The organism is Hyalangium minutum (assembly GCF_000737315.1).
GTDB lineage: Bacteria > Myxococcota > Myxococcia > Myxococcales > Myxococcaceae > Hyalangium > Hyalangium minutum.
The window spans coordinates 483,929-509,521 of the sequence record NZ_JMCB01000004.1; the positions used below are offsets into that span (position 1 = coordinate 483,929).

Consider the following 25,593-nt stretch of genomic DNA (forward strand, 5'->3'; position numbering starts at 1 on the left):
CTCCACTCTGCTTAGAATGTGAGGAGCATCCCCGTCTCGATGCCCGCAGTGCTGCGTCGGCCCGCGTCCCCACCGAACTCCGCTATGTCGGGCGCCTGCAGCACGTAGTGGGACTGGTAGAGGAAGCCCTCCACCATCAGGGCGAGCGCTGAGCCCGGCTTGAACTCGTAGCCCAAGCGGGCGGCTCCGTTGCGGGTCATGCCCGGCCCCGTGCCGCTCAGCGCCGCGCTGGAGATCGCCGGCCGCGTGGTTCCCGTCGACGCGGGATACGCGTAGGCGGGCACCACGTCGCCCGGATTCAGCACGCGCTGCAGACCCGCCAGCGCGTAGAGCGCGTGCTGGGGCGTGAAGGCATGGCGCGCCGAGATGAAGCCGCCCACGTCCCGCACGTCCTGATCCACACGCCCCTGCGACAGCGAGAGCATGCCCAGGTTGGCGGTGTTCTGGCCCAGGTTGAGCTCCACGCGCACCGTGGTGGCTGGGGAGGGAATCAGCTCCGAGTAGAGCGCGCCCTGATACGACAGGCCGTGGCGCTCCTGCGGCGAGGCCGTGGCATAGGTCAGGCGCGAGAGGAGCACGCTCGCTCCCACGCGGCTCGTGCCGAATTTGTACGCCCCACGCGCGGCCACGGTGGGCACGCGGGCCAGCTCCAGCGCGGCATCCTTGGCCGTGGCGTTGGCCGCGGGGAAGCCCAGCGCCACGCCCAGCTCATAGGTGTCCTGCGCGCGGATGTACCGGAGCTGCTGGCGCATGAAGCCGGTGTTGCCGGCGGTGAACAGCGCGCCTACCATGTTGATGCCGTGCGGGTTGAGCGGTGCCGCCAGATCCCAGTCCTGCCCGAGCGACAGCGTATGGCCGGGCGCAGGCACCCAGTCCACCCGCGCGATGCGCAGGCGCGGCAGGGCCTGCACCGTGGGCGTGGCCTTGGCGAAGTCGACGAAGTCCACCTCCACCTGGCCGCGCAGCGATCCCTTCTCATTCACCCACAGCCCGAGCCGGGACTGGCCCACCTGGGCGGAGAGGCGTGCCTCGTCCGGCAGGGTGGGGATCACCGGATCTCCTGCGGCACTGGGCGCCGTCTCGTTGGGCTGGTTGAAGGACGCCACCGCCCCCGAGGCCACCACCAGGCGCACGTTGAGGGTGCCATACGGGCGCAGCACGTTCTCCGGGGCTGGGGTGGGTGGTGCCGGAGGAGCAGGCGGTGCTGGAGGCGCGGGTGGTGCTGGAGGCGCGGGTGGTACTGGAGGCGCGGGTGGTGCTGGAGGCGCTGGAGGCCCGGGCGGTGCCGGAGGCGCGGGCGGCTCCGCGGGTGTCGCCGACGGGGACTCCTTGGCCTCCGGTGCGGACTGGGTCAGTACTGAGGCGCTCACGCTCCGCGGAGCGTCCAGGGGGGAGGCCTGGGCCTCGCTCACGGCGGATACGGCGAGCACTGCGACAAGACGCAACACAGCCATACAACCTCCAAGAGGGGGTGCAACCAGGGAAGGGGATGCGCGAGGAAACTCGGCGCGTCAGTGCGTGTGATAAATGGCGCTGTCCTTCGTCTCGCGCACGAACAACAGCCCGATGACGAGCGTCAGTACTGCGATGACGATGGGATACCAGAGCCCCGAGTAGATATCGCCCGTGGCCGCCACGATGGCGAACGCGGTGGTGGGCAGGAACCCGCCGAACCACCCGTTGCCGATGTGATACGGCAATGACATGGACGTGTAGCGGATGCGCGTCGGGAACATCTCCACGAGCATCGCAGCGATGGGGCCGTAGACCATGGTGACGTAGATCACCAACACCATGAGCAGCAGGATGACCGGCACGTGGTTCACGCGGTTGGGGTCCGCCTTGAGCGGGTAGCCCGCTGCCTGGATGGCCGCGTTGAGCTCCTTGTCGAAGCGAGCCGCCTCGCTCTTCGCATCCACTGCGGCGCTCGGGGCGTGGGGCGCCGAGGGCCCGTGGCCGAGCGACACTTCGGTCTTCCCCGTGGCGGCTGCCGTGTACGAGGCAATCGTCGTCTCGCCCACGCGCACCGTGGCCTGCTGCCCGGCGGGGATCGCCTCGTTGGAGTAGGGGATGCCGCGCTTGACGAGGGCGGACTTGGCGATGTCACACGAGGTGCTGAAGCTCGACGTGCCCACCGGGTTGAACTGGAAGCTGCACTCGTTGGGATCGGCGCTCACCACCACGGGGGCGTTCGTGATGGCCTCCTCGAGCGCCGGGTTGGCGAAGTGGGTGATGGCCTTGAAGATGGGGAAGTAGGTGATGATGGCCAACGCCAGCCCCACCATGATGATGGGCTTGCGGCCGATGCGGTCCGACAGCGCGCCGAAGATGACGAAGAAGGGCGTGGCGAGCAGCAGCGACGCGGCGATCATCAGGTTGGCCGCCTGCGCGTCCACCTTGAGCGTCTGGGTGAGGAAGAACAGCGCGTAGAACTGGCCCGTGTACCAGACCACCGCCTGTCCGGCGACGACGCCAAAGAGCGCCAGCAACACGATCTTCAGGTTGGCCCACACGGCGAACGCCTCGCGCAGCGGGGCCTTGGACGTCTTGCCTTCGGCCTTCATGCGCTGGAAGGCGGGCGACTCGCTGAGCATGAGGCGGATCCAGATGGAGACGCCCAGCAGCAGCACGGAGATGAGGAAGGGGATGCGCCAGCCCCAGGACTCGAACGCCTCGGTGCTCATGGCCATGCGGCAGCCGAGGATGACGAGCAGTGACAGGAACAGGCCCAGCGTGGCCGTGGTCTGGATCCACGCCGTGTAGCGGCCGCGCTTGCCGTTGGGAGAGTGCTCGGCCACGTAGGTGGCGGCCCCGCCGTACTCACCGCCCAGCGCGAGCCCCTGCAGGAGCCGCAGCACGATGAGGATGATGGGCGCGATGATGCCGATCGTGTTGTACCCAGGCAGCAGGCCGACGATGAACGTCGAGATGCCCATGATGAGGATGGTGACGAGGAAGGTGTACTTGCGGCCCACCAGGTCCCCGAGCCGCCCGAACACCAGTGCGCCGAAGGGCCGCACCGCGAAGCCCGCCGCGAACGCGAGCAGGGCGAAGATGAAGGCCGCCGTGGGGTTCACGCCGGAGAAGAACTGCTTGGCGATGATCGCGCTGAGCGAGCCGTACAGATAGAAGTCGTACCACTCGAACACGGTGCCCAGCGACGAGGCGAAGATGACGCGCTTCTCCTCGGCGGTCATGGGGCGGACTGCGGTGGCTTCCAGGGTCACGGCCGAAGCGTCAGGTTGAGCCATTCGGATGCTCCAAGGACGAGGGCGTGATGCGCGTACATCCGACGCACCACATCCTCTGCATTTCGCACAGCGCCAGTGCCTTGCGAAGTGGCCCTGCAGACCAGTCAACATTAACGCACTCGGTCATCCTGACGTTGGGGGGGAGGAGAGATCAGGTCTTTCGCACAAGACCTGTGCCTGCGAAGGAGGGGAGGGCTCTCTCATTTGACGCACCGGTCAAGTCGCTTGTATGGGGCCGCCCGTGCGTCGATGAAGGCGCGAATGCGCACCCGATATTAAGAAAGGCGTGAATGTCCTTCCCCCTGCTGGTTCAGGTTCCCCCCGAGGAATGGCATCGGTTGCTCGCGGATTGGTCCTGGCTCGTCCCGGGGACCTTCTCGCCCATGGCCGCCACCCTGTTCGGGGATGCATTCCTTGTCGGGAACCAGGGAGAGGTGCAGTTCTTGGATGCGGTGCAAGGGCAGCTCATCCCCGTCACCGAGTCCGAAGAGGCGTTCCAGCAGCAGCTCCAGATCGGGAAATGGCGCGAGTTGCTGAGGGCGGACCTGGCCGAGCAGCTCTGGGCCAAGGGGCTTTGCCCCCGCGAGGACGAGTGCTACGGGTACCGCATTCCCCCCATCCTCGGGGGCAACGTCATTCCAGGGAACATTCAGGTGTTCTCCCGGCTCGTGTACATGTCCACCCAGGGCCAGCTTCATCGGCAATTCCAGGGGAAGACGGGACCGGTGAGGTGAACAGTCACTCCAGGCGGCCGGTCTTCTCGATCTGCGCGCGGACCAGCTGTGCGTAGGTGCCTCGGCGCAGCAGCAGCTCCTCGTGGCGCCCGGCCTCGACGAGCTGGCCCTCGTCCATGACCAGGATGAGATCCGCGTCCACCACCGTGCTCAGCCGGTGGGCGATGACGACGCGCGTGCACTTCAGGGACGCCAGCGCTTGCTGCACCTGGCTCTCGGTGATGGCGTCCAGCGCGCTCGTGGCTTCGTCCAGCAGCAAGACGGCTGGGTTGTGGACCAGTGCTCGCGCCAGCGCCAGCCGCTGACGCTGGCCACCGGAGAGCGAGGCCCCGCGATCCACCAGCGGCGTGTCGTAGCCCATGGGCATGGCCATCACGTCCTCGTGGAGCCGCGCCAGCACCGAGGCCTGGACGATGGGCTCCAGCGCCAGCGCCGGGTCCCTCAGTGCGATGTTCGCCCGCAGGGTCGTGCTGAAGAAGGCGGGCTCCTGTGGCACCACCCCCATCTGGCTCCGGACCGATTGCAGATCCAGCCCCGCGAGATCCGCCCCGTCGTAGTGCACCTGGCCAGAGGTCGGCAGGTACAGCCCCAGCAGCAGGTTGGCCAGCGTGGACTTCCCAGCGCCGGAGCGCCCGACGATCGCCACGAACTGGCCGGGCTCGATCTTCACCGACACGTCCTTCACCACCAGCGGCGACGTGGGGGCATAGCGGAACGAGACGCGCTCCAGCTCGATGCCGCCCTCGAGCTTCGCGGGCTGGCCCAACTTCGCGGGATCCCGCTCAGGTGGCGTGTCGAACACGTCGTCGATGCGCTCGATGTAGCTGCCCAGCAATTGGAGCTGGCTGCCCGTACTCACCAGATTGGAGAGCGGCACCAGCAGCGCCCCCGCCAGTGCCGTGAGCCCCATCATCGTTCCCAGCGTCATCTTTCCGCTCAGCACCTGCAGCGCTCCGAAGCTCAGCAGCACCAGCGGCGCCACCGTGCGCAGGCTCCCGTTCAGCGCGTCCACCCACGCCGTCAGGCGGCCTCGCCTCAGGGACACGTTGAGCACGTTCACGAACAGCTCGGAGAAGCGCTGCACCGCTTGATGCTCCACCCCGAAAGACTTGAGCGTCTGGATGCCCGTCAGCATTTCCACCTGGTAGCTCTGGCTCTTCGCTTCGACTTCCAGGCTCTCCGACATCAGCGTGCGCTGCCGCTTCGTGGACAGCATCAGGATCAGCACCTGCATCAGCCCCAGCCCCAGCACAATCAGCGCCATGAGCGGGCTCACCGCGAACATCAGTACCAGGTAGAGCACCACCAGCGCTCCATCCAGCAACCCCGAGAGCGTGCTGGAGGAGAGGATCTCTCGCACCATCGCGTTGCTGCTCATGCGCGCCAGCAAGTCTCCCGATGCGCGTACCTGGAAGAACGACCAAGCCAGCCCCACCAGGTGTTCCACGAAGCCCAGCGTCATGTTCGAGTCCAGCCGCGTGCGCAGCTCCAGCAGCAGGTGGCCTCGGATGAGCGTCGTCAGCAACTGGAAGCCCGTCAGCGCCACCAGCCCTGCTCCCACCACTCCCAGCAGGTGCACGTCTCCCCGAGGCACCACCCGATCCACGATCAGTCCCGTCAGCACGGGAATGGCCAGCGCGAAGAGCTGCAGCACCAGCGACATCACCAGCACCCGCGTCAGCGTGTGCGACTGCTGGAGCACTTGCATCGCGTAGCGGGACGCGTTCCGCGGGCGGGCCTTACCCGTCTCGAAGTTCTCTCCTGGCTCGAGCAGCAGCGCCACGCCCGTGAAGGACTGGCGGAAGTGCTCCATCGGCACGCTGCGGCGGCCCTGGCCTGGGTCCACCAGGTACACGCAGTCCCTCCCCAGCCGCTCGAAGACCACGAAGTGCGAGAACTGCCAGTGCAGGATTGTTCCCTGCGGCAGGTACCGGAGCGCCTCTTCGTCGATCGAGATGCCTCGTCCACGCAGCCCGAACGTGCGTGCCGTGCGCAGGATGTCCAGCGCCGACACGCCGTCTCGCGCCACGCCCATCGCCTGCCGGACCTCCTCCAGCCGCACCGGTCGGCCGTGGAGCCCCAGCACCATGGCGATGCAGGCCGCGCCGCACTCGGTCTCCGATAGCTGGCGGACGAGCGGCACGCGCCCCTTCGTCCGCGCCTGCAGGTTGCGCAGCGCCGGGAAGCGGTCGGTCAGCTTCAGCACGTTCGTCTCAGCGGTCCTCATGTCCCAGTGCTCCCTTCAGGCCCGGTATGAGCGCCACGAGGATGCGCTCCTCGCGCACCCGTGCATCCGCTCGCGCTAGCATTCCGTCGAAGTAGTTGAAGGTCTTGCCGTTGCTCGTGAAGGTGGAGGAGGGGACTCGCGCTCGCACCACCACCAGCGGTCCGTTCAGTTGCAGTGCGTCCGAGATCTCCGGTCCCAGGAAGCGCCGGATCTCCGCGGGCCCGACGATCTGGTCCCCCACCGACTCGATGGTGAACGTGTGGTACTCGTGGGTGAAGCCGTCCAGTTCCACGCGCAGCGGCCGGCCCGGCTCCAGCGTCGGCCGGTAGCCTCCCGGAAGCAGCGCCACCAGCGACACCGTGACGTCCTTCCCGAGGATGGACACCACGCTCTCTCCCGGAGTGACGTACTGGCCCCGGCGGATCCGCAGATCGCTCACCACTCCCGCCTGGGGCGCTCGCAGCGTCCGTGCCTGCTGCCGCGCCTCGGCCAGCTCGCGCTCCGCCCGGAGCGAGGTCAACGCCTGCCGGGCGCTCTCGTCCGAGGGGTCTCTCAGGATGCGGATGAGCTGAAGCTCGAACTCGCGCTGGATGCGCTCCAGCGAGACGGTCTCCTCCTCGGAGCGGAGGCGGACCAGGGCCTGGCCCTGCTCGACCTGCTGGCCGGGACGCACCTCCACCGAGGACACGACGCCCGGCGCATCCACCGTGAGCTGGCTCTGCCCATCTACCTTCACCAGGGCTGGACCGGAGGCGTACTCGGGCAGCGTGCCCAACAGCGAGTACGCCAGCGCCACGAGCAGCAGCCCCAGCACCGTCCAGTAGGTCCATCGCGTCCAGGCCGGAGAGATGCGCAGGACGTCCCCTTCCTGCTGCGAGCCCTCATGGTGGCGGAGGGCCTCCTCCCGGAAGATCTTCGAGCGTACGGCTTCCATGTCTGTGCTCCTGGCCGAGCGAGTGAGAGTCCTCGCGCGCCGGTTCTCGATGAGGCGCTACGGCCCGCCCTGCGTCGGGGTGGGATCGCTGGACTCCCGCTGCACGACGCTCCCAGGCGTGGGGCCCGGCTGGACGTGGGCCACCATGCCGGTGGCCACCGTGTCGGGAGGCTGCGCCTCGAAGGCGGCGACGGCGAACACCATCCGGGCTGCCGCATCCACCTCGGGCGCGATCGTCTCTACATGGCCCGCGAGTGTTAGCCCGGGTTGATCGATGGACAGCCGCAGCGGTGAGCCAGGCGCGAGCTGGCGCGCCTGTTCCTCGGGGACGGCGAAGCGGATCTTCCGTCCTCCCGTTCCCAGCAGGCGAAGGATGGGCTGGCCCGCGGCGATCCGTGCTCCAGGGCTCACGGGCCGCGTGGCGATGACTCCTGCGAAGGGCGCCACGAGCACGGCGTCGCCCACGCTCTGCTCCAGCTCCACGACACGGGCCTGTTGCTCTCGGGAGCGGGCTCGGGCGGCCGCGAGGCGCGCCGTGGCCGTGCTCTCCTCGTAGCGGATCTTGGCCAGCTCCTCTTGCGAGTAGACGCCCAGCTCCAGCGAGCGCGGGCTGAAGTAGCGGCCCTTCTTCTCCCGGGCCTCGGCGAGCGCGAGGCTGGCTGCCTGCTCCTCGGCGCGCGAGCCTTGGAGGTTGGCCCGCGCTGCCGCCAGGTCCTGCACTAGCGGGCGGACATCGAGCCGGGCCAGCACCTCGCCCTGCTCGACGCGGTCGCCCACGTCGACCTCCAGGCGCTCCAGGCGGCCCTCGAACTTCGAGCTCACCTCCACCGAGTCATGGGGGATGACGACGCCCAGGAAGGAAGAGGGAGCGCCCGGGCGAGGGGCTCCACTGACCGGCGCCGGGACGGGCAGTGGCACCTCCTCGCTCGGGGCTCGTGCGGCCGTGGCGGGTGCGGCAGCGGCGAACCCGCTCACGCAGGAGAGCGTCCATGTCACTGCCCAGGTGTGTACCCTACGCGACATCCCAAGCCCTCTCTGAAAGGTTCATGAGGGCAGAGGGGACTGGGGTGTGTTGTGACGGCGGGACGGTGGAGGCCCTCGCCAGGCGGTCCCCAGGGACTGCGGAAGAGGGTAAGAAGGGCGCATGGCCAAGCCGAGTGGAGCCCTCCAGCGACTGTTCACCGCTGCCCGTGCTACCGCGGGTCAGGTGCTGGGAGGCACGCTGCTGCTGGTGACCCTGCTCCGGCCCAACCGCTCAGGCAGCGAGCGGGCTCGGAAGGGCGCGGAGCAGATCATCGCTGCGAGCCGAGCCTTTCAGCAGCGGCATGGCCGGCTCCCCGGGACGTTGGAGGAACTCGTGCCAGAGTTCCTCCCGTCCGTGCCCGAGGCCAAGTACCGCGGCCCGCACTTTGGATTCGTCTACGACGTGGGCCCTGAGTCAGGGCGCCACGTGTTGAGCTGGACCGAGCACATCCCGTTCGGGCGGCCCTTCTATGTCTTCGAAGAGGAGCGCTGGGGCTACTTGGACTGAGCCCATGTAGCTGGTGTGGCTCTCGGTATGGCCCGGTGTCCTGAGGGCCTAGGGCGAGGGCAGGAAGATGGGGTGCAGGTAGAACGTCTCGTTGGGAACAGGGGTGATTCCCGACTGGTCGTCATACAGCCCCACCCAGCCGCCGTCGCCCGAAACGTTGCTCAGGATGTTGGCATACAGGCCCGTGGCGTTGTGGCGCAGCATTGTCAGGTTGGGCTGATCGGCGACCGGGTGCTCCAGGGTGAAGTTCTGAGTGTCGGTGTGGGGGCCGCCAACAGTGGTGCCCTGGGGAGGATGGCAATCCCAGATGTTGAAGTAGTCACTCCTGTGGCCCCGGGGGCCCTTGTCCACGTCGAGGCACTTGAGGCTGTCCGCGCTGACGATGCGGTAGAGCGGCTTGCCTTCATGGGAGCGATAGCCCGTCTCGGCCAGAAACCACTGCTGATTCCTGTTACCGGTGGCGTGGTACGAGATGACGCGCGTGCCGTTGTCGGTTCGCTCGCGATCGACATCCATGAACCGGTCATTGTTGTCGCTGTGGATGTGCAACAGCCGCGCTTGTGCCCCGGCTCGGAGCGCGCCGAACTGCACGGGCCAATGGTCGCTGTTCGAGTTGCCTCCGACGCGTGCATGCCAGTCGTTGGTCTGGAGATCCGACACCATGTAGTCGAGTTCGCCGCCCGAGCGCTGAGTGGGCAGTCCGCTGCGGTAGAGAAAGGTGTTGGCCGGACGCTGCAGGTTCGCCGGGTCACGGTTGAAGTCGCCGAGCACGGCCCAGCGCCAGTTGTTCTGCTGGGCATGTTGGGCGGCCCGTTGGAGCAGCGAGGCGGCGTCGCCACCTCCATTGGCGGAGGCGTGCGCGCTGGCGAACATCAGCTCGTTATCGTGAACCACGGCGAGCATGGCGCGGTAGGGGCCTTGGATCTCGGCGGCAGCCGTGGCCTGCCAGCGCGTGACCACGGCGAGATTCCTGGAAGGCTGGGGGAGGAAGTAGAGAAAGCGTTCCGGGTGGCGGTCACTCTCCCGCCATCGATACTCGACGATGTTGCCGAGGTTCCGTTGAGTCGGGGTGGCTGCGGATGGAACTTCGTTGGGGGCCTCCTGGATGGCGATCACATCATGCCGCTCGGAGAGGGTGTAGACGTGCGACCAGCGATCCCGTCCGTACTGCATGTTCCATGTCGCGGGCTGATGGTCGGCTGGATTGGGGACTGCCTGGGCGGAAGTCCCCACCAACACCGCGGCGAGGAGCCATGCGGTCAGCACGACGAGGAGGCGAGATCTGCGGAGACCCGGGTGCCGCACGCCTCGGTCCAGCTCGGATGGGTTCATGACAGTGCAATCTGGTGACACGCTCAGTGAGAGCAAGCCCGCCGTTCTGCTGCCTGCTCAGAAGGGCAGGGGCCAGGCTGCGGTCACGCCGTCTTCACGCCAATCACCATCGAATCGGGCCCGGCGAGGTGCTCGATGCGGACCTCCCCGAAGCCCGCCTCCCGCATCCACCCGGCGCAGTCCGCCCCCGTGTAGTCGAAGCCACCGCGCGTCTCGATGAGCATGTTCAGGCTCATCAGCAGACCCAAGGCGTTGGTGCGCCGCGCGTCGTCGATGATGGCGTCATAGACCACCAGGGCGCCTCCCCGAGGCAGGGCGCGCAGGGCCGCCGCGAGCAAGGCCTTCTTCTGCTCGAGATCCCAGTCGTGCAGGATGTGCCCCATCACGAGCACATCGGCTTCGGGCAGGGGGTTGCGGAAGAAGTCGCCGTCCTGGAAGCGCAGCCGCCCGGACAGCTGATGCTCGCTCACGTACTGCTCGAAGACAGGACGGACCGGCGGAAGATCGAAGCCAATGCCCGTGAGGTGCTCGTGCTCCAGCGCGAGTTGCACGGGCAGGCAGCCCTGGGCCGTGCCAATGTCGGCGAAGCTCTGATAGCGCTTCCACGGAAACTTCGCGGCGATGGCGCGCGCCGGAATCAGGCTCGCACCGCTCATCCCCTGGAGGAATCTGCGCAGGTTCGCGGGGTCTTTGTAGACGGCGTCGAAGACGTTGCCTCCGGTCTTCTGCTCGTTCTGCGGCTGCCCCGTGCGCAGCGCCTCGGTGAGCGAGCCCCAGAAGCCATACAGCCGGGCGTTGGCCATCTCGAGCATGCCGCCGATGTAGCCGGGCCGGGTGCGCACCAGGAACATGCCTGTCTCGGGCGTGTTGGCGTACCGGCCGTCCTCCTCCCGCCGCAGCATGCCCAGGGCCACCAGCGCATCGAGGAAGTCGCGCCAGCTCCGCGGGTGCAGCTTCAGCCTCGCGGCCAGCGCATCTCCGCGGAGCGGCTCCTCGGCCAGCTCCGTGAAGAGGCCCAGTTCCACTGCGCTCAGCAACGTCTTGGCGCCCCAGAACCCCATTCCCAACTGAAGGATCCGCTCAGGTGTGATGCTCGAGTCCATGTCTGTCTGTCCCCTTTTAGGGCTGGAGGAGTGCACTCGCTCCCGTTGTGACATGGACGAGGCCGCTGGCCCACTGGGGGAGCGGGCCAGCGTTTGCCGGTCTACGGTTTGTCCGAGAGGATGATCGAGAAGGGATACCGATCCTCCGTCCGCAGGTCCGGGTCATACGGGCCCGTCGGGATGGCCGTCACGATCAAGGTCCGGCGCTGATCGGCCGCAAGCTTCAGCACCTGGGGACCCGAGGACAGCTCCAGGGTCTCACCGTCGGAGTCCGCGGTCAGTCCGGGCACGGCCTGGACGACGAAGCGGCGGCCCACGTTGAGCGGGGCCTGGAGGGACACGTAGAGCGTCTGCGGCGTCCCCGCGGAGGCCTTCACTTCGATGTAGCTCGTCCCCAGCATCATCGGCGCGTTCTCGCTGATGGAGATGGTGCTGGGCACCGCGTCCACCTGGGCCGCCAGCGCGAGCTTCGCCGCCTGCAGGTTCTCCAGCCCATTCTGGAAGTGGCGGAAGTGGCGATCGTCGATGTGGTCCCCCGTGTACCAGCGCCAGCGCGCGAACTCGGGCACGGTGGCCACGTAGCTCGAGTTGTGCGAGGCCAGCATGTCGTCGAGCGCATCAGCGAAGTCCGGCTCGTTGAGCGTCTGATCATCTTCCGCTCCGGGCGGGTTCCGGGACTTGAGCCACATTTGCGAGAGGAACTGCGGCTTTCCGTCGAAGAAGCGATCCTTCAGGTACAGCAGGTACATCGAGGAGCCATACATGTACCAGGTGTCGTACTTGTCATCCCGGTCCAGCGCCCAGTCCGGGTGGGCCTGGAAGTCATCGAAGTACGTCTTGATGTAGCGGTTCGCGTAGACCTGATCCGCGAAGACGGCGGACATCTCGAAGGTATGGGGGGCCTCGTACCAGTCATCCGCGGCCTGAGAGGCATGCGCCATCTCGTGGACCACCGTCTCCTCGAGCTCGGGCCCTCCATAGGGCCCCCACGCGTCGACCACCATGAAGCCGCGCCGGTCATCCCACGCGGTGGAGTCGTCGCCGGAGAGGACGTTGACCAGGCAGCTGCGGTGGCCCTTCCACACGAACACATCGAACGCGTCATCGGGGCCGCACTCGCCGCCGTCCGTGAGCGGCTGGCGCATGCCGAGCTGGTTGACGTGGTAGTCCCAGCCCTTCTCGACGAAGGCGAGCACCTGTTGCGCCGTCTCCTTCTCCTGCTCCTTGTAGTAGTGGACGAGCACCGGGAGCTTCTGGGAGCGGATCGAGTACGGGAACTGCTCCTGGAGGTCCGCCCGCCCGCAGATGGGCGTGCCTTCCGCCAAGGGATGGACGTAGTCCTCGGGTTCGTCGCTCGAGCCGCAGGCGGTGGCGGCAAGGGTCAGCAAGAGGAGAGAGCCCCGCAGCAGCGGAGCCGCGGAGCGAAGAGCAGCGTGCATAAAAACCTCGGAATGGGATCAAAGCGCAGGCGGAACATGCGCCGTGCCCAATGTAGCGCCAGCGAGCCGCGAGAGCAGTCCATTTGCTTCGGCGAGGTCCACGCAAGTGCCGCCGGGTGCACATCTCGCATGAAGCGGGGCCAGCCGCTGCGCGCCCTCCTGCGGCCTACCCAGGTCCCAGAGTTGACGGGCGAGGCTCACGGTCGCGCGCAGCTCGAACAGGAGCGCGTGTTGCTGGCGGGCCACGGTGATGGCAACCATAAAGGATTCTCCCGCTTCCCGCTCCTGCTCGAGCTGCCGCAGCAGCTCTCCCCGCACCCGGTACAGCTCGGCGTCGGAGGAGTGCTCCCCCGTGGCCTCGGCCCACTCCAGGCCGTTCTTCACCGCGGCCAGCCCTGCCTCGGACTGGCCCAGCTTGAGGTGCAGCGCCGCGCGCAGTCCGAAGAAGAAGGGGAAGGTGGTTCGCACACCGGTGCCCTTCACCTGCTCAATGGCCTGGCACAGCGTCTGGAGGCCCTCGGAGACACGGCCCTGCTCGGCGATCGCCCAGGCCCGAAGGAGCACGGACCACACCAGCCAGACCTGGAGCCGGTGCTCGCGCGAGAGCGCCAAGCCTGCCTCGGCCCACTGCAGGACTTGCTGGGGCTCTCGCAGGAGCTGGGCGCTCACCCCGGCGTAGGTCAGCACGAAGGCCGAGGTGTGCGGGTGGGCCACCTCTCGCGCCAGCTTCACGGCCTCCTGGGTGGAGCGCAGGGACTGGGTGGGCCGGGCCAAGAGCGCCTGGAGTACGGCGTCGAACGCCAGCGCGGCCGCCCGAGGGCTGATCCAGTGCTTCACCGCGAGCGTCCGGTGCTGCTCGAGCGTGAAGTCTGACGCCTCCAGGGCTCGCTCGACATGCTCCAGGGCCAGGAGGTTGTCTCCCCGGGTGAAGGCGCTGAGCGTGATGGCCCGGTGCCCCTGCACGAGCAGCTCGCGGAGGTGGTGGCGCTGGCCCTGCTCCACGAGCAAGGCGCCCAGCTCCTGGAGCTGATCGAGCTTCGCCCTCGCGTAGTGGTAGTGGAAGAGGCTCCAGTACGACAGCTCCACCTGGGGCAGCGTGTCTCCCACCTCGTGGAACAGCGTGTAGGCACGCTCGTAGGTCTGCTCCACCTCGGTGGAGCCATAGCCCTGGACCTGAAGCAGGGGAATGCCCAGGGCCAGCCGGAGCTTCAGCTCTGTGCGGGTGCGCTCGGGGGAGTCGGGGAGGCGGTTGAGCAGCGTCAGGGCCTGGGTGAAGTGGCTGACCGCCTCTGGATTGGCTGAGCGCATCGCGGCGCGCTCTCCGGCAACGGCCCACCAGCGCAGAGCGGACTCCACGTCTCCCGCCTCGGTGTAGTGGTGGGCGAGCCGCTCCGGCTGTGTCTCCGCCACGTCGGGGAACTGCTCCGCCAGCGCCTGGACAATGCGCTGGTGGTACTGCCGCCGCGTGCCCCGAGGCAGGGACTGAGAGGCCGCCTCCTGCAGGAGCGCGTGCCGGAACTGGTACCGAGGCGGATCGTCACCCTGTTGCTGGAGCAGGCCCCTTTCCAGCAGCCCTCGGAGGTCTTGCTTCAGCGCGGCCTCGGTGCGGTCCGCGGTGGCCGAGAGCAAGGCGTGATCGAAGCTGCGGCCCATGATGGCGCAGAGCTGGGCCAGCGCCTTCTGCCGGTGAGGTAGCGCGTCCAGGCGGGCCTGCAGCAGCTCGTTCAAGGTGATGGGGACGGAGGAAGAGACTCCCGTCCCCGAGGGCGAGCGCCGCTCCAACACGATGCGGGTCATCTCCTCGGCGAAGAGGGGGATGCCGTCGGTGGTGGCCACCAGCCGGTCCACCACCTCCGGAGCCAAGGCCCTGCCGTGGGCGGCCTCTCTCACCAGGGTTGCGGCGAGCTCCGCGGGCAGCCGCTCCAGCGTGAGCTGCTTCAGCCTGGGGGCCCAGGAGGCCGGGAGCGGGAAGTCCGGGCGGGCGCTGAACATGAGGCACAGCCGGTGTCCTTGGGAGTGAGCCAGCAGGAAGGTCAGCAGCTCCAGCGTGGACGGGTCGGCCCAGTGCAGGTCCTCGAAGATGGCGAGGATGGGGTGCTTCGCGGCCATGTGCCCGAGCAAGGCCGCCAACGCCTCGAAGGTCCGCTCCTTGAGGAGCTGGGGTTGCAGCCGGAGGTGAGGGGACTCCTCCGGCACCGGCAGCGAGAGGAACACCGCGATGAGCCGCGCCTGCGCGGAAGACAGTTCCAGCCCGGCGAGCTGTGCTTCCAGCAGGTGCAGGCGCTGCGCGGGCGCATCTTCCGGGGCCAGATGGAAGAAGTGCTGCAGGGCCTCCACGACAGGATAGAAGGCGCTGGTGCGGAACTGCGCCCAGCACTGGGCGCGCAGTACCGCATGCGGCTCCGAAGCCGCGCGCTGGCCCAGCTCGCGGATGAGGCGCGACTTGCCGATGCCGGCCTCGCCTCGGAGGAGGACGGCGGTGCGTTGACCGCCGCGCGTCTCCTGCCAGCAGGCGAGGAGCTGTTGCAGCTCCGCGTTCCGCCCGATAAACGGCAGCAGTCCGCCCACGCGGGGGCGATCGAACCGGAGCGGCGTTCTCCGCTCGCGCAGGACCCGGTGCAGCGCCACCTCCCGAGCACCGAACACCCCTGTATAGGAAGCGTGGCCGCAGGCCTCGGTCTCGAAGGCGCCACTCACCAGGGTCCACGTCGCCTCACTGAGGAGCACGGTTCCGAGTGGGGCCTGGCGTGCCAGCCACACGGCGAACCGGGGCGCCTCGCCTTGGATGGAGGGCGTCCACCCCTGAGTCTGGGTGGGCAGCTCATCGAGCGTCACCAGATCCGTGTGGATCCCCACCCGCACGGCCAGCGCTCCATGGGACAGAGGCGCCAGCTCCGGGTCCAGCTCCTGCGCCACGTGCAGCCCCGCGCGCACCGCGTGCTCCGAGCCCTCCTCTCGGGCCAGGGGATACCCGAAGCAGGCCAGCACTTGATCTCCAATGCATGAGGCCAGGGTGCCTCCATGCTGCCGGAGGATCTCCGAGCACCGCCGTTGGAAGGTGGCCTCCCACTCGCCGCTGCTCTCCGCATCGAGCTCGGGGGAGACTCTGTCCAGCCCCGCCAATTGGCAGCACACCAGCGTCACTTGCCGGCGCTGAGGCCCGAGCGCCTGGGGCTTCTCCCTCCAGGGGCCCAGCGTCTCCTGGAGCCGGGACAGCGCTTCTCGAAGCTCGACCGCGGAGGGGAAACGCTCCGCCGGATTCTTGGCCAGCGCCTTGGTCAGCAGCGGTTCCACGGCCGGAGGCAGCTCTGGACGGAGCTCGCGAGCCGAGGGGACTGGCTCCTGGGACGTCACGAGCGCACGCAGCTCCGCGAGGTTCGTGCCGGGGTAGGGGAGCTGCCCCGTCAGCAGCTCGTACAGCACGACACCGGCGGCCCAGACGTCCGTGCGCTCGTCCTGCGCCTCGCCTCGCCACTGCTCCGGGGCCATGTACGGCGGCGTCCCCGCTGTGGGCAACTGCGGCGTCCCCGAAGCCTTGCTTGTCGTGAAATGCGCCAGCCCGAAGTCGATGAGCTTGAGCTGGCCCCGCCGCGTGATGAAGACGTTGCTCGGCTTGAGATCCCGGTGCGCGACGTGGTGCTCGTGAGCGTGCGCCAGACCCGCGACCAGGGTGCTCATGAGCTCCAGGGCCTGCCGCAGCTCGGGCCGCTCCCGCCGTAGGAGCGAGGAGAGAGATTCGCCGTCCAGGCACTCCATGACCAGGAAGGGGACCCAGGGCTCCCAGGGCTGTCCCTGCCACTCGGATACGTCGAAGATCCGGACGATGTTCTCGTGGTCCAGCTGGGCAATGGCGCGGGCCTCTTCGCGCAGTGCCGCCCGAAGCCGGGGCTCGGCCATCACCGTGCGGGGCCTCAGGAACTTGAGCGCCACCACCCGCTGGAGCTCTTTGTCCCAGGCCCGGAACACGTGCCCCATCGCCCCACCGCCCAGCTCTTCGCGGATCTCGAAGCGGGCGCCGTCTCGGCCGCCCAGCCGCTCCCCTGGCTTGGGCGTCCTCAGCAGCGGATCCACGCGGGCCACCTGCAGAAGGAAAGAGTCGTCCTGATCCGAGGCGTACGTGTCCGCACGCTCAGCGCTCTCGCCAGCGGGTGGATGGCGCTCGGGAGGGTCAGGTCTCTTTGGCATCCCCTCCCAATGTGGGAAGTGATCCGCTGCGAGGACAGCCAAGAGAGCGGGCAGCCACGGCCCCCGCCCGCCCAGCTGCCCAGCCATGAGCAACTGAATGGTTGCGCTTCCGGAGCCCTGTCTGTAATGTGCAACCGGGAGGTTGCACATGGGAACCACGAGTACCGATCGCATCGAGAAGCAGTTGCTGCTCCGCGCACCGCGATCACGGGTCTGGCGGGCGCTGACGACCGCCGAGGAGTTCGGGAGCTGGTTTGGGGTCAAGCTCCATGACCCCATCGCTCTGGGCGCCCACGTGAAGGGGACAATCACGCACCCGGATTACGCGCACCACCCCTACGTGATGATCATCGAGCGGCTGGACAAGGAGCGCGTGTTCGCCTGGCGCTGGCACCACATCATCGACGGCAAGGTGGACCTGAACGGGCCCACGACCCTGTGCGTCTTCGAGCTCGAGGAGGCCCCCGGCGGCACGCTGCTCAAGTTCTCGGAGTCCGGCTTCGATCAGCTTCCACTCTCCCACCGGGACAAGCTCTACCGGGGCAACGAGGAGGGCTGGACGATCCAGATGGGGAACATCGAGAAGCATGTCAGCGCGACGGCCTAGCGCGGGAGTCGCGGAGGGCGGGCTGAGAGCCTCTGCTCCCATCTTCGCCGCGCTCGGAGACGAGACGCGCCTGCGGCTGGTGTCCCGGCTGTGCACGGACGGGCCCATGTCCATCGCGCGCCTCACGGACGGGGCGGGCGTCACCCGGCAGGCCGTCACCAAGCACCTGCACGTGCTGGCCGAGGCCGGGGTCGTCCGCAGCCTGCGCCATGGCCGCGAGAGCATCTGGGAGCTGGAGCCGGGGCCGCTCGAGGAGGCCCGCCGCTGCCTGGATTCGATCTCCCAGCAGTGGGACGCGTCACTCGGACGGCTGAAGATGCTCGTGGAAGGCCCGGAAGACTCCTGAGGCTCCGGGTGGCAGAGCCTCAGGAGGTGCTCCACCGCCCGCGCTACTTCTTCACCTCGGGGCGGACCTGGCCGTCGGCGTTCGGGATCTCGATCCCGAGGAACGCGGCCAGCGTGGGGGCGATGTCGGCCTGATCCACCGGCGTCTTCACCACCTGCTTCTTGATGCCCGCGCCGTAGAAGGCCAGCGGCACGTGCTTGTCGTACCCATACGGGCTGCCGTGGGTGGAGCCCTCGGACTTCTCGCCGTACTTGCCCCAGAAGGAGTTCTCCGCGGGCACCAGCAGCACCTCGCCCGCCCGGTCCGGGTGGAAGGTCAGCCGCGTCTCCTTGAAGTAGGGGCGCTCTGGGTTCGTCCCGGCGATCAGCTCTGTCCGGGTGAAGCCAGCGGCGATCTGCGGCACCTTGAGCGCGGCCTCCAGCGCCGTCTTCTCCAACTCCGCGGGAGCGATCTTCTTCTCCTCGGCGAGCTTCGTGTTCAGATAGATGCTCGGGTCCTCCAGCGCGGAGACCCACTCACCCGGTCCGTACTTGTCCTGCAGGGCCTTCTGGACGGCGGCCTTCAGCTCGGCCTTCTTGATGCGCCGCACCGTCTTGCCCTCGGCCGCGAGCTTCTCCGGGGCTGGCGCCGCGCCGTGGTCCGCGCTGAACGCGAACACGAGGTTCTTCGCGCCGACCTTCTTCTCCAGGTAGGTGACCAGGTCGCCGATGGCGCGGTCCACCCCGAGGATCGAGTCCTGCACCTCGTGGCTGTCCGGGCCGTACGCGTGGCCCGCGTAGTCCGGCGCGGTGAAGCTCACCGCCAGGATGTCCGGCGCCGCGTCCGCGCCCAGGCCCTCGGCCTCGACGGCGGCCTTCACGAAGGTCAGCTCCCAGTCGGTGGCGTACGGGGTGGCGGCGAAGGCGGTGTAGAAGTCAGGCCCCGGCTTGTCGAGCTTGCCCGTGATCTTGTGCGGGAACGTCTTGCCCAGGCCCTTGTAGTCGCCCTCGTAGGCGGCCTCGTCCGGGCCGAAGTACTTCGCGGCCGGCTGCGAGCGGTCCCACACCTTGCCGAACTGCGCATCCATGGGGTTCTTCGAGTTGAACCCCGTGACCCAGGCGGGCAGGGCGCTCTCGAAGAAGGTGGAGGTGGTCATCTTTCCGGTGCTCTCGGACAGCCAGTAGGCCTTGCCGGTGTGGCCCGCCATCAGCACCGCCGCGCGGTCCTTCAGGGCGATGGCCACCACCTTCGAGTCCGGGCTCTTCTGCTTGAGCAGATCGCCCACCGTGGGCGCCAGCAGCTTCTCCGGCGAGGAGTCATCCTCCGGATCCGCGGGCGAGTCGATCAGCGGGTGGGCCGGATCGAGCAGCGTGGTGACGCTCTTGCCCGTGGTGCGATCGTAGTACTTGTTGGAGACGATGCCGCTCTTGTGCGGGTAGACGCCGGTGCCCAGCAGCGCGTGCCCGGGGCCCGTGTACGTGGCCAGCTGCCGGTACGTGGAGTCGGTGAAGCGCGTGCCACCGAGGATGCGCTTGATGCCCTTGGGGCTCAGGCGCGGCTCCATCTTCGACAGCACGTCCGCGCCGAGCTGATCCACCACCAGCAGCACCACCAGCTTCGGCTGCTGCTCCTGCTTGCCCTTCTTCGCCTGAGCAGGAGCGGTCTGCGCCACCGCCGTCGAGCCCATGAGCAGCGCGGCTGCCACTCCCAGATGTGCCTTCATTCCGTTCTCCTGACTGCTATGAGTTTCGTGTTCTCTGTGGCTGGCCAGGCGCCCCGGCGACCTCGGCGAAGCTGTCCGAGATCACGCCGATGTCCTGCGACAGCTTGGACAGATCCGTGGTCACCCGCCGCGAGCTCTCGACGATTCCCGAGTCCGCCCGGGCCGAGCGCAACGTCAGCACTTGCACCTTCACGGCCTCCAGCCGGGCCTGGAGCTCGGCCAGCTCCGCGTCCAGCCGGGACACCTGCCCCCGAAGCGCGGCGGCATCCGCGAGCTGTCCCTCGCGGACCTTCGCCGCGTCCCGGTAGCGCTCGGCGGCGGCGCTGTCATGGCTCTGCGAGGCGAGCTGCTCCAGCCGGTCGCGCTCCTCGGCCAGTCCCTTCTCTCCCGTCTGCGCCAGGAACGACTGCAGCTCCTGGTGCCGGGCCACCAGCGCCATCGCTTGCGCGCCAATGCGCTCCAGCTGTGGCGCGGAGACCGCGAGCATCTCGCGCGCGGCCTCGGGCACCTTCGCCAGCTCCACCCCCAGCTGCTCCTTGGCCTCCCAGAGCAGCCGGGCCCGCTCACGGTGCTCGGCATCCAGTCCTGGGGGGAGCTGGGGGCCGCCACGGTTCAGCAGGGCGAGCACCACGGAGGCCAGCGTCCCCAGTCCCAGCACCCACCACTCGTGGGTCGCTGCCGCGGTGACGCCGGCCGTCGCGAGCATCCCCGCGGCCGGAAACAGCCTCTGCCAGTTGGGTCCCTTCACGCGCTCTCAGAAGTACGACGCGATCTGGTGGTACAGCTTGTCGAGGTCCGCGCTGTCGCCGTTCACCATCAGCGCGTTCGAGCGATCGCTGAGGGTGCGCAGCAGCTCCTCGTCCGCTTCGTTGCCGTAGGCGATGGTGAAGACGCGCGTGCCCTCGGTGTCCTCGGGCTTGGGCAGCCGCTCGATGAGATCCGGCCGGTTCCGCTTCGAGGAGGTGTCCTTGCCGTCCGAGAGCACGACGATGCCGTAGCTGCGCGGCTCGGGGTCCGTCTTGCGCGCCTGCTCGATCTGGTCGAACGCCAGGATGATCGCGTCGTACAGCGAGGTCTGCCCGTGGGCGTACAGGCCCTGGACCTTCTGCACGAGGCTCTCGCCCGACTCACGCACCTTGCCCGGGTTGCCCAGCGGGGTGGGGGCCTCGCTGAAGGAGATGACCTGGAGCAGGTCCTCCGGCTCCATGCGCTTGAGGAACTTCACCGTGCCCTCGCGGGCCGCGTCCATCGGCTTGCCGTTCATCGAGCCCGAGGTATCCAGGACCACCCAGATGGCGGCCTTCTTCTTCGTCTCGTGCCAGAGCGTGTTGGCGCGCTGGAACAGGTCCTCGTTGATGTACTCCAGCTCCTTGCGCTGGGCGTTGGGCGAGATGCCATGGTCCTCGTCGAACGGCGCGGTGAGCGGCACGTCCTTCAGCGCGGGCCGGAAGCCGTACTTCGGAGCCTTGGCCTGCTGCTCGGATGACGTGAGGAAGTCGAGGAACGCCTGGGCGCCGGCCTTCTGATCCTCGGTGACCCAGTCGGCGTCCACGACGCCTGCGGGGTGCGTCTCCCAGAAGGTACCCTCCTTGGGATAGATGGCCACGAAGGGGAAGGGCTTGGTCTTGCACTTGTCGTTGGCCTTCACCACGGACGACTCGTACACGGTGACGGCGGACAGGTAGGACGGGCCGCGCGCGCACAGCTTGTCCATGAGCCAGCTGGAGCTCTCTCCGTAGTGGACGATGGAGCGCTCGATGTCCTTGAGCAGCGACACCACCTTGGGGTTCTTCATGTCCGCCGAGGTGAGGCCCGCAGTCTTGTCAGCGCCCGCGTAGATCATGCTGATCACAGAGAGCATGGCGGAGTTGGAGTAGTCCGGGTGCGAGTGCCCGAACTTGAAGGCGCCCCACTCGGGATGGCCCAGCGCGCTCCAGCCCTTGGGATTCGTGACGACCCTGTGGAGATCATCCCAGCCGATCTCCTTCTTGGGCCAGCCGAGCGCCTCGGCCATGGGCTTCCACAGGGCGATGATGAGCGCGGTGTTCACCGTGTCCTTCGCCTGGGGCACGAAGGGGCGGTTCATGCGCGTCTGCCAGTCCTGGTTGATGAGATCGATCCAGCTCTTGCCCGCGGGCCCCCAGATGGTGGGCTGGGACTTGCCGGCGAGGATTGCGGCGCGGCTCTCGCCCGAGCGCATGTGCTCGGCTTTGACGACGACGACCTTGCCGTTGATCTCCACCTGCTTGTCGTTGAACGTCTTGACGACGTCGTTGACCCATTCCTTCTTGCCGTCGGACGAGGCGTAGAGGACCTGGATGGTGTCCTTGCTGGGCTTCTCTGCGGGCTTGGCGCTGCCCTCGGCGGGGCGGCCATCCGAAGTGGCCGTGCCCTGGCTCCCGCTGGGGGAGAGCTTGTTGTACAGCACAACACCGCAGACAAGCGCGAACACCAGGACAACGGCGACGCTGGTTCCTTTGTTCATGACACTCCTTGCTGGGGGCGCACTCTACGGCACTCGCCCTACAGCGGGTAGGGGCGTCTCACCTCAGATTCGCTAGGAATTTCAGGGCCTTGAGGCCTGGTAGGAAGAAGTAGGCACCGCCTCGGACGGTGATGAAGCGCTCAAGGCCCTCCACGCAGCGGCGCAGGGGTTGACGGGGCACCGTCATGGCTCGAGTCCCCTGTGCCACGAGCGGATCCCGCTCCGCATACCGGCCGCCGAACTTGCCGTTGTTGAGCCACGTCTGCTGGAGGAACTCGAACTGCCGGGCGATGTTGGCGTTGAGGGCGATGAAGATCATCCCCTGGTCCGCCCCGTCCGAGTAGGTGATGCCCCGGCGCAGGATGCGGTGGCGTCGGCTCACCTGCCGGGACAGCTCCGCGTTGGGTGGCAGCGCATCCCGAGGATTGGCGCGGCGCACGTGCGAGGCCACGGGGCAGCCGTAGCCCTGCGGATCCTTCTCCGCGAAGCCGAAGCTGTTGTCGGCACCGTCCTTGCCGCCGGAGGTGGGGGCCGGGGGCGTGTCTTCTCCTGGCTTCAGCGGCGCGCCGTTGGGCCAGCGCCCCATCAGCTTGGCCGCGAGCCACTGCTTCTTCTGCTCGTCCGTCTCGCCGACGGCCACCGACTTGTGCGCTTCGAGGAACTGCTCGAAAGCCTCCACGTCCTGCCGGAGCTTGCGCATCACGAGGAAGCTGCCGTTCTTCCCCAGCTCCTTCCAGCCGGCCTCTCTGCCTGGCGGGAGGACTCCCGATGCGTCCAGCGCGGCAGGGACCTCCGGCGTCTGAGGAACCTCCGCGTACTCGTTCTCGTAGCCCAGGAGGAACTCCCCCGGCTTGACGGGACCGCCGTGGTCTAGCGCCGCGTGCTTCGGATCGGTGAACCCTTCGAGCTGTGGCTGGGAGATCCCATCGCGGAACCCGAAGTGCTCGATGGCGTGGCCCTCGGAGTTCTTGCGCCGTGCGGCTCGCTGAGCGTGCAGCACTCGCAGGCCTCCCGCTTCGAGCCGGGCCCGCTGCAGCTCGAGCAGCGCGGTGACCTCTGCGTCGGTGGTTCCGTAGAGCATCAGCAGCAGGTGGAGATCCTCCTGAGCCGCCGGACCCGACGGGCCACCGAACTCCCAGGCTTCGGGCGCGCTCACGTCCTCGTCACCCAGGATGTCGGCGCGGGCGGACATGCCGTCGCGGAACTCCTCCGGGAAGGTCTCCAGCGCCTCGGCTGGAAGCCCGAGCGCCCGCAGCCCGCTCCACGTCACCGCGAGGTTCACGCCCGTCGTCCAGTGGGAGAGCTGCTCGGAGGTCTTGTCGGCCCCGGTGGTGATGTCAGGGAGCGTCTGGCGCAGCCAGCTCCTCGCCCGGGGGGGATCCTCGATCCTCAGCAGCAGGAAGCACGCTGCGTCCATGACCTTGTACCCATGGACCACGAGCCCTTGGATGTCGGCCGCCGGGTGCCGGAGATCGCGGGGTGGGCGCTTTCGCAGGAATGGCGGCAGCAGCCGTTGGGCGCGTTGGAGCACCGGGCTTCGTGAACTGTCGATCCGCAACATGATCCCTCCGCTTCAAGATGTAGCTCAACCACTCCCGGGCCCTCATGAGGTGGGGCTCGGGATCGAAGACGCCTCGTGACAGGAACGAGCCCAGCGCCTGCTTTGCCTCCGCGGAGGAGACGTCGCCGCGCGCGAGCAGCCGTCGCAGCTGGAGCAAGTGGTGGAGATCCGGGATGGAGGGCTCCACGCGGCCCGCCGGGCCATGCAGGTGGGCGCTGTACCAGACGCGCGTGGGCACCTGCTGCTGTTGGATCCACGCCTTGAAGGGCTCCACGAAGGGACGGCTGCTCTGGCGCTGGGGAAAGTCCTGTGTGCCGCTCCAGATGCGCACCAGGAACTCGCGCACCTCGGGGTCGTCCACGAAGGAGTCGATGTACGACTCCCAGCTCCCGTCATAGTTGCTGAAGAACAGCAGCCGGTGCGTCCGAGGCCGGAGCAGCGAGCCTCGCCCACTGCGGCGGTTCGTCAGCAGGACCCAGCGTGCGCAGTGGATGGCGCGGATGTGGTTGAGCCCCACCACGTAGCGCAGCAGCCGCAGGTTCACGCTCCGCAGCGTCATCCACAGCGCGGCCCGGGCAACGAGCCCCGGCTCCAGGGTGGCGACGTGGATCATCGGGTTCTGCACCGGGCCTTGCGGCTCCCGTGGGTAGTTCCGGAGGACCCGGAGGGGATGGAGGGCCTGGCGCGGCTCGATGGGAGCCCGGCGGTGGAAGAGGCCCCGAGCCTTCTTCTCGACGGCGGCAATGGCACTGCAGAGGCCCACCAGCGGGAGCGCCACGGCGTAGCGGACCGCGGGATAGAGCAGGGTGGCCCAGGCTGCTCGGGAGCGCGCCAAGTCCCAGCGCCGCCTCCACTCGGAATCGGAGAGCACGGGCTGGAGCGGACGCAGGTGCTGTTGAATCTCCTGGTGTACCCGCTCCACTCCGAGCTCTTCGTCCCGGGCCAGGCTTTCGAGCGGGTGGCGGTGGGTGTTCAAGTGGTGCTCGACGGCGTCGCTCAACGACAAGAGCTGGCGCATGCCCTCGGCCGTCTCCACCCGGTAGGCGAAGTCGACCTGGCGCGCCGTGTAGGGCACGGAGTGGGTCTTCAGGAACTCGAACACCCGGTTGGGCTTGCGCAGCCCCTTGGCGGGGTAGCCCGCGCAGCAGCGGTAGATGGCATCGAAGGCGCGAGGACCTGACTCCTTCCGGTGCGCGCAGAGCCCGACGACGAGCCGCTCCAGGAACTCCCTCGAGCGCTTCCGGTACCGGCCATCCTCTGCGCTGAAGTCCGCGCCGAACACCAGCAGCCGCTCGCCGTCCGGCCCGGGCTCGAGGATGCCCCAGCGCGCGAAGGAGAGCCCCTCCACGCCTTCGAAGGGATGCGCCTCGCCCTCGCGGATGCGCGCGTTGAGCTCTCCCAGGAGCGCCTCGAGCGCCTTCACCTTCGAGGGCCGGATCTTCGTGACGATCGTCAGTGTGCCGTGGAGCATTCCGCTTCACCTTTCAGGTTGAACGTGAACGCCTCGCACTCCGAGGGCGCGGGCATGGTGTGCGGAGGAGGCGAGCGGGACCCCTGGAGCTCGTGAGATGCCGTCCGGCGCTGTGGCTGCGTGCTGGCGAGCAGCCGGCTCACGAGCGCCTCGAACTCCTCCATCGCACAGCTCTTGGGCACGAACTGGACTCCCGGAGCGTGCGGGTTGCCGGCGGAGCTGTGCAGGATGATGGGAATGTCACGCAGCCGTGTGTCCTCGTGCAGCTCGTGGCAGAGCTCCAGCCCGGTCATGCGCGGCATGTTCCAGTCCGTCACCACGAGATCCGGGTTCGCCTCGCGGGCGATGGACAGTGCCTCGCGCCCGTCACGCGCGCCCAGCACGCGGTGGTTCATCAGCTCGAGCACTTCCGTGAAGAGGTCGAGCATTTCCTGTTCATCATCAACGAGGAGGATCGTGCTCATGGTGTCGTTGCCTTCCGTCTCTCAGGTCTCTCTGTCTGGATCGAGTTCTCCCCTCCTCGGTGTGATGTGGGACAGACCGTCCAGCCCGGAGGATGCGTGCGCACCCTGAGTGCTGCTTGCTCGGCTTCGCGCGCGGCGCAGGGAGGGCCGGGCTTCCGCTTGCTCATGAGGCTGCTGGATCAGCCGTGCGGGGCCAGGCGCGTTGCTTACCCTCCCCACGG

19 protein-coding genes are annotated in these 25,593 nt (G+C 68.0%); 4 read left to right on the plus strand and 15 right to left on the minus strand.

Annotation, left to right across the window (positions count from 1 at the left end; all coding sequences use genetic code 11):
- Positions 1-11: 11 nt before the first annotated feature.
- Entirely contained in the window at positions 12-1,454 is a 1,443-nt protein-coding gene (locus tag DB31_RS13345) for a hypothetical protein (protein WP_169787036.1), read from the minus strand.
- 57 nt (positions 1,455-1,511) lie between these two features.
- Complete coding sequence (locus DB31_RS13350; protein WP_205628502.1) at positions 1,512-3,251, minus strand: MFS transporter; 1,740 nt, start codon at positions 3,249-3,251, stop codon at positions 1,512-1,514.
- A 290-nt stretch (positions 3,252-3,541) separates the two neighbouring features.
- Between DB31_RS13350 and DB31_RS13355 the strand changes: the two genes are divergently transcribed.
- The gene (locus DB31_RS13355; protein ID WP_044187051.1) at positions 3,542-3,985 is read left to right on the plus strand and encodes a T6SS immunity protein Tdi1 domain-containing protein; all 444 of its coding nucleotides are present in this window, start codon (positions 3,542-3,544) and stop codon (positions 3,983-3,985) included.
- Positions 3,986-3,989: 4 nt separating this feature from the next.
- Here DB31_RS13355 and DB31_RS13360 read toward each other — a convergent pair whose 3' ends face one another.
- Genes DB31_RS13360 through DB31_RS13370 form a run of 3 tightly spaced genes read right to left on the minus strand, consistent with a single transcriptional unit; the run spans position 3,990 to position 8,169 of the window.
- The gene (locus DB31_RS13360) at positions 3,990-6,212 is read right to left on the minus strand and encodes a peptidase domain-containing ABC transporter (RefSeq protein ID WP_044187054.1); all 2,223 of its coding nucleotides are present in this window, start codon (positions 6,210-6,212) and stop codon (positions 3,990-3,992) included.
- Positions 6,199-7,146, minus strand: coding sequence for an efflux RND transporter periplasmic adaptor subunit (locus DB31_RS13365; RefSeq protein ID WP_044187057.1), 948 nt, complete (start codon positions 7,144-7,146; stop codon positions 6,199-6,201). The genes DB31_RS13360 and DB31_RS13365 overlap by 14 nt, the downstream gene beginning before the upstream one ends.
- 57 nt (positions 7,147-7,203) lie before the next feature.
- Positions 7,204-8,169, minus strand: a complete 966-nt coding sequence (locus DB31_RS13370; protein ID WP_083968228.1) for an efflux RND transporter periplasmic adaptor subunit — start codon at positions 8,167-8,169, stop codon at positions 7,204-7,206.
- 121 nt (positions 8,170-8,290) lie between these two features.
- Here DB31_RS13370 and DB31_RS13375 point away from each other — a divergent pair, with 121 nt between their 5' ends.
- The gene (locus DB31_RS13375) at positions 8,291-8,677 is read left to right on the plus strand and encodes a hypothetical protein (protein ID WP_157231959.1); all 387 of its coding nucleotides are present in this window, start codon (positions 8,291-8,293) and stop codon (positions 8,675-8,677) included.
- 48 nt (positions 8,678-8,725) lie between these two features.
- Here DB31_RS13375 and DB31_RS13380 read toward each other — a convergent pair whose 3' ends face one another.
- From DB31_RS13380 to DB31_RS13395, 4 genes are all read right to left on the minus strand, one after another.
- Positions 8,726-10,009: an RICIN domain-containing protein gene (locus DB31_RS13380; protein ID WP_044187059.1), complete on the minus strand. Its 1,284-nt coding sequence runs from the start codon at positions 10,007-10,009 to the stop codon at positions 8,726-8,728.
- 83 nt (positions 10,010-10,092) lie between these two features.
- Positions 10,093-11,112, minus strand: a complete 1,020-nt coding sequence (locus DB31_RS13385) for a methyltransferase (protein WP_044187061.1) — start codon at positions 11,110-11,112, stop codon at positions 10,093-10,095.
- A gap of 101 nt (positions 11,113-11,213) precedes the next feature.
- Positions 11,214-12,551, minus strand: coding sequence for a hypothetical protein (locus tag DB31_RS13390; protein WP_240486677.1), 1,338 nt, complete (start codon positions 12,549-12,551; stop codon positions 11,214-11,216).
- Positions 12,552-12,569: 18 nt separating this feature from the next.
- A complete protein-coding gene (locus tag DB31_RS13395; RefSeq protein WP_063769221.1) occupies positions 12,570-16,736 on the minus strand; it encodes a protein kinase domain-containing protein in 4,167 nt (1,388 codons plus the stop codon).
- 148 nt (positions 16,737-16,884) lie between these two features.
- Here DB31_RS13395 and DB31_RS13400 point away from each other — a divergent pair, with 148 nt between their 5' ends.
- Complete coding sequence (locus DB31_RS13400) at positions 16,885-17,343, plus strand: SRPBCC family protein (RefSeq protein ID WP_044187063.1); 459 nt, start codon at positions 16,885-16,887, stop codon at positions 17,341-17,343.
- Complete coding sequence (locus DB31_RS13405) at positions 17,324-17,689, plus strand: ArsR/SmtB family transcription factor (protein WP_044187066.1); 366 nt, start codon at positions 17,324-17,326, stop codon at positions 17,687-17,689. The genes DB31_RS13400 and DB31_RS13405 overlap by 20 nt, the downstream gene beginning before the upstream one ends.
- Before the next feature lie 43 nt (positions 17,690-17,732).
- Here DB31_RS13405 and DB31_RS13410 read toward each other — a convergent pair whose 3' ends face one another.
- Genes DB31_RS13410 through DB31_RS13435 form a run of 6 tightly spaced genes read right to left on the minus strand, consistent with a single transcriptional unit; the run spans position 17,733 to position 25,372 of the window.
- Positions 17,733-19,391 (minus strand): alkaline phosphatase family protein, encoded by a 1,659-nt coding sequence (locus DB31_RS13410; protein WP_044187068.1) that lies wholly within the window; start codon positions 19,389-19,391, stop codon positions 17,733-17,735.
- 16 nt (positions 19,392-19,407) lie between these two features.
- Positions 19,408-20,139, minus strand: coding sequence for a hypothetical protein (locus tag DB31_RS13415; protein ID WP_044187072.1), 732 nt, complete (start codon positions 20,137-20,139; stop codon positions 19,408-19,410).
- 6 nt (positions 20,140-20,145) lie between these two features.
- Positions 20,146-21,876, minus strand: coding sequence for a VWA domain-containing protein (locus DB31_RS13420; protein ID WP_044187075.1), 1,731 nt, complete (start codon positions 21,874-21,876; stop codon positions 20,146-20,148).
- Between the two features lie 58 nt (positions 21,877-21,934).
- The gene (locus DB31_RS13425) at positions 21,935-23,293 is read right to left on the minus strand and encodes a Dyp-type peroxidase (protein WP_044187076.1); all 1,359 of its coding nucleotides are present in this window, start codon (positions 23,291-23,293) and stop codon (positions 21,935-21,937) included.
- Positions 23,214-24,908: a hypothetical protein gene (locus tag DB31_RS44770; protein WP_052419930.1), complete on the minus strand. Its 1,695-nt coding sequence runs from the start codon at positions 24,906-24,908 to the stop codon at positions 23,214-23,216. The genes DB31_RS13425 and DB31_RS44770 overlap by 80 nt, the downstream gene beginning before the upstream one ends.
- Positions 24,890-25,372 carry a response regulator gene (locus DB31_RS13435; protein ID WP_083968230.1) on the minus strand — a complete coding sequence of 161 codons (483 nt, stop codon included), beginning with the start codon at positions 25,370-25,372 and terminating at the stop codon, positions 24,890-24,892. The genes DB31_RS44770 and DB31_RS13435 overlap by 19 nt, the downstream gene beginning before the upstream one ends.
- Positions 25,373-25,593: the final 221 nt, after the last annotated feature.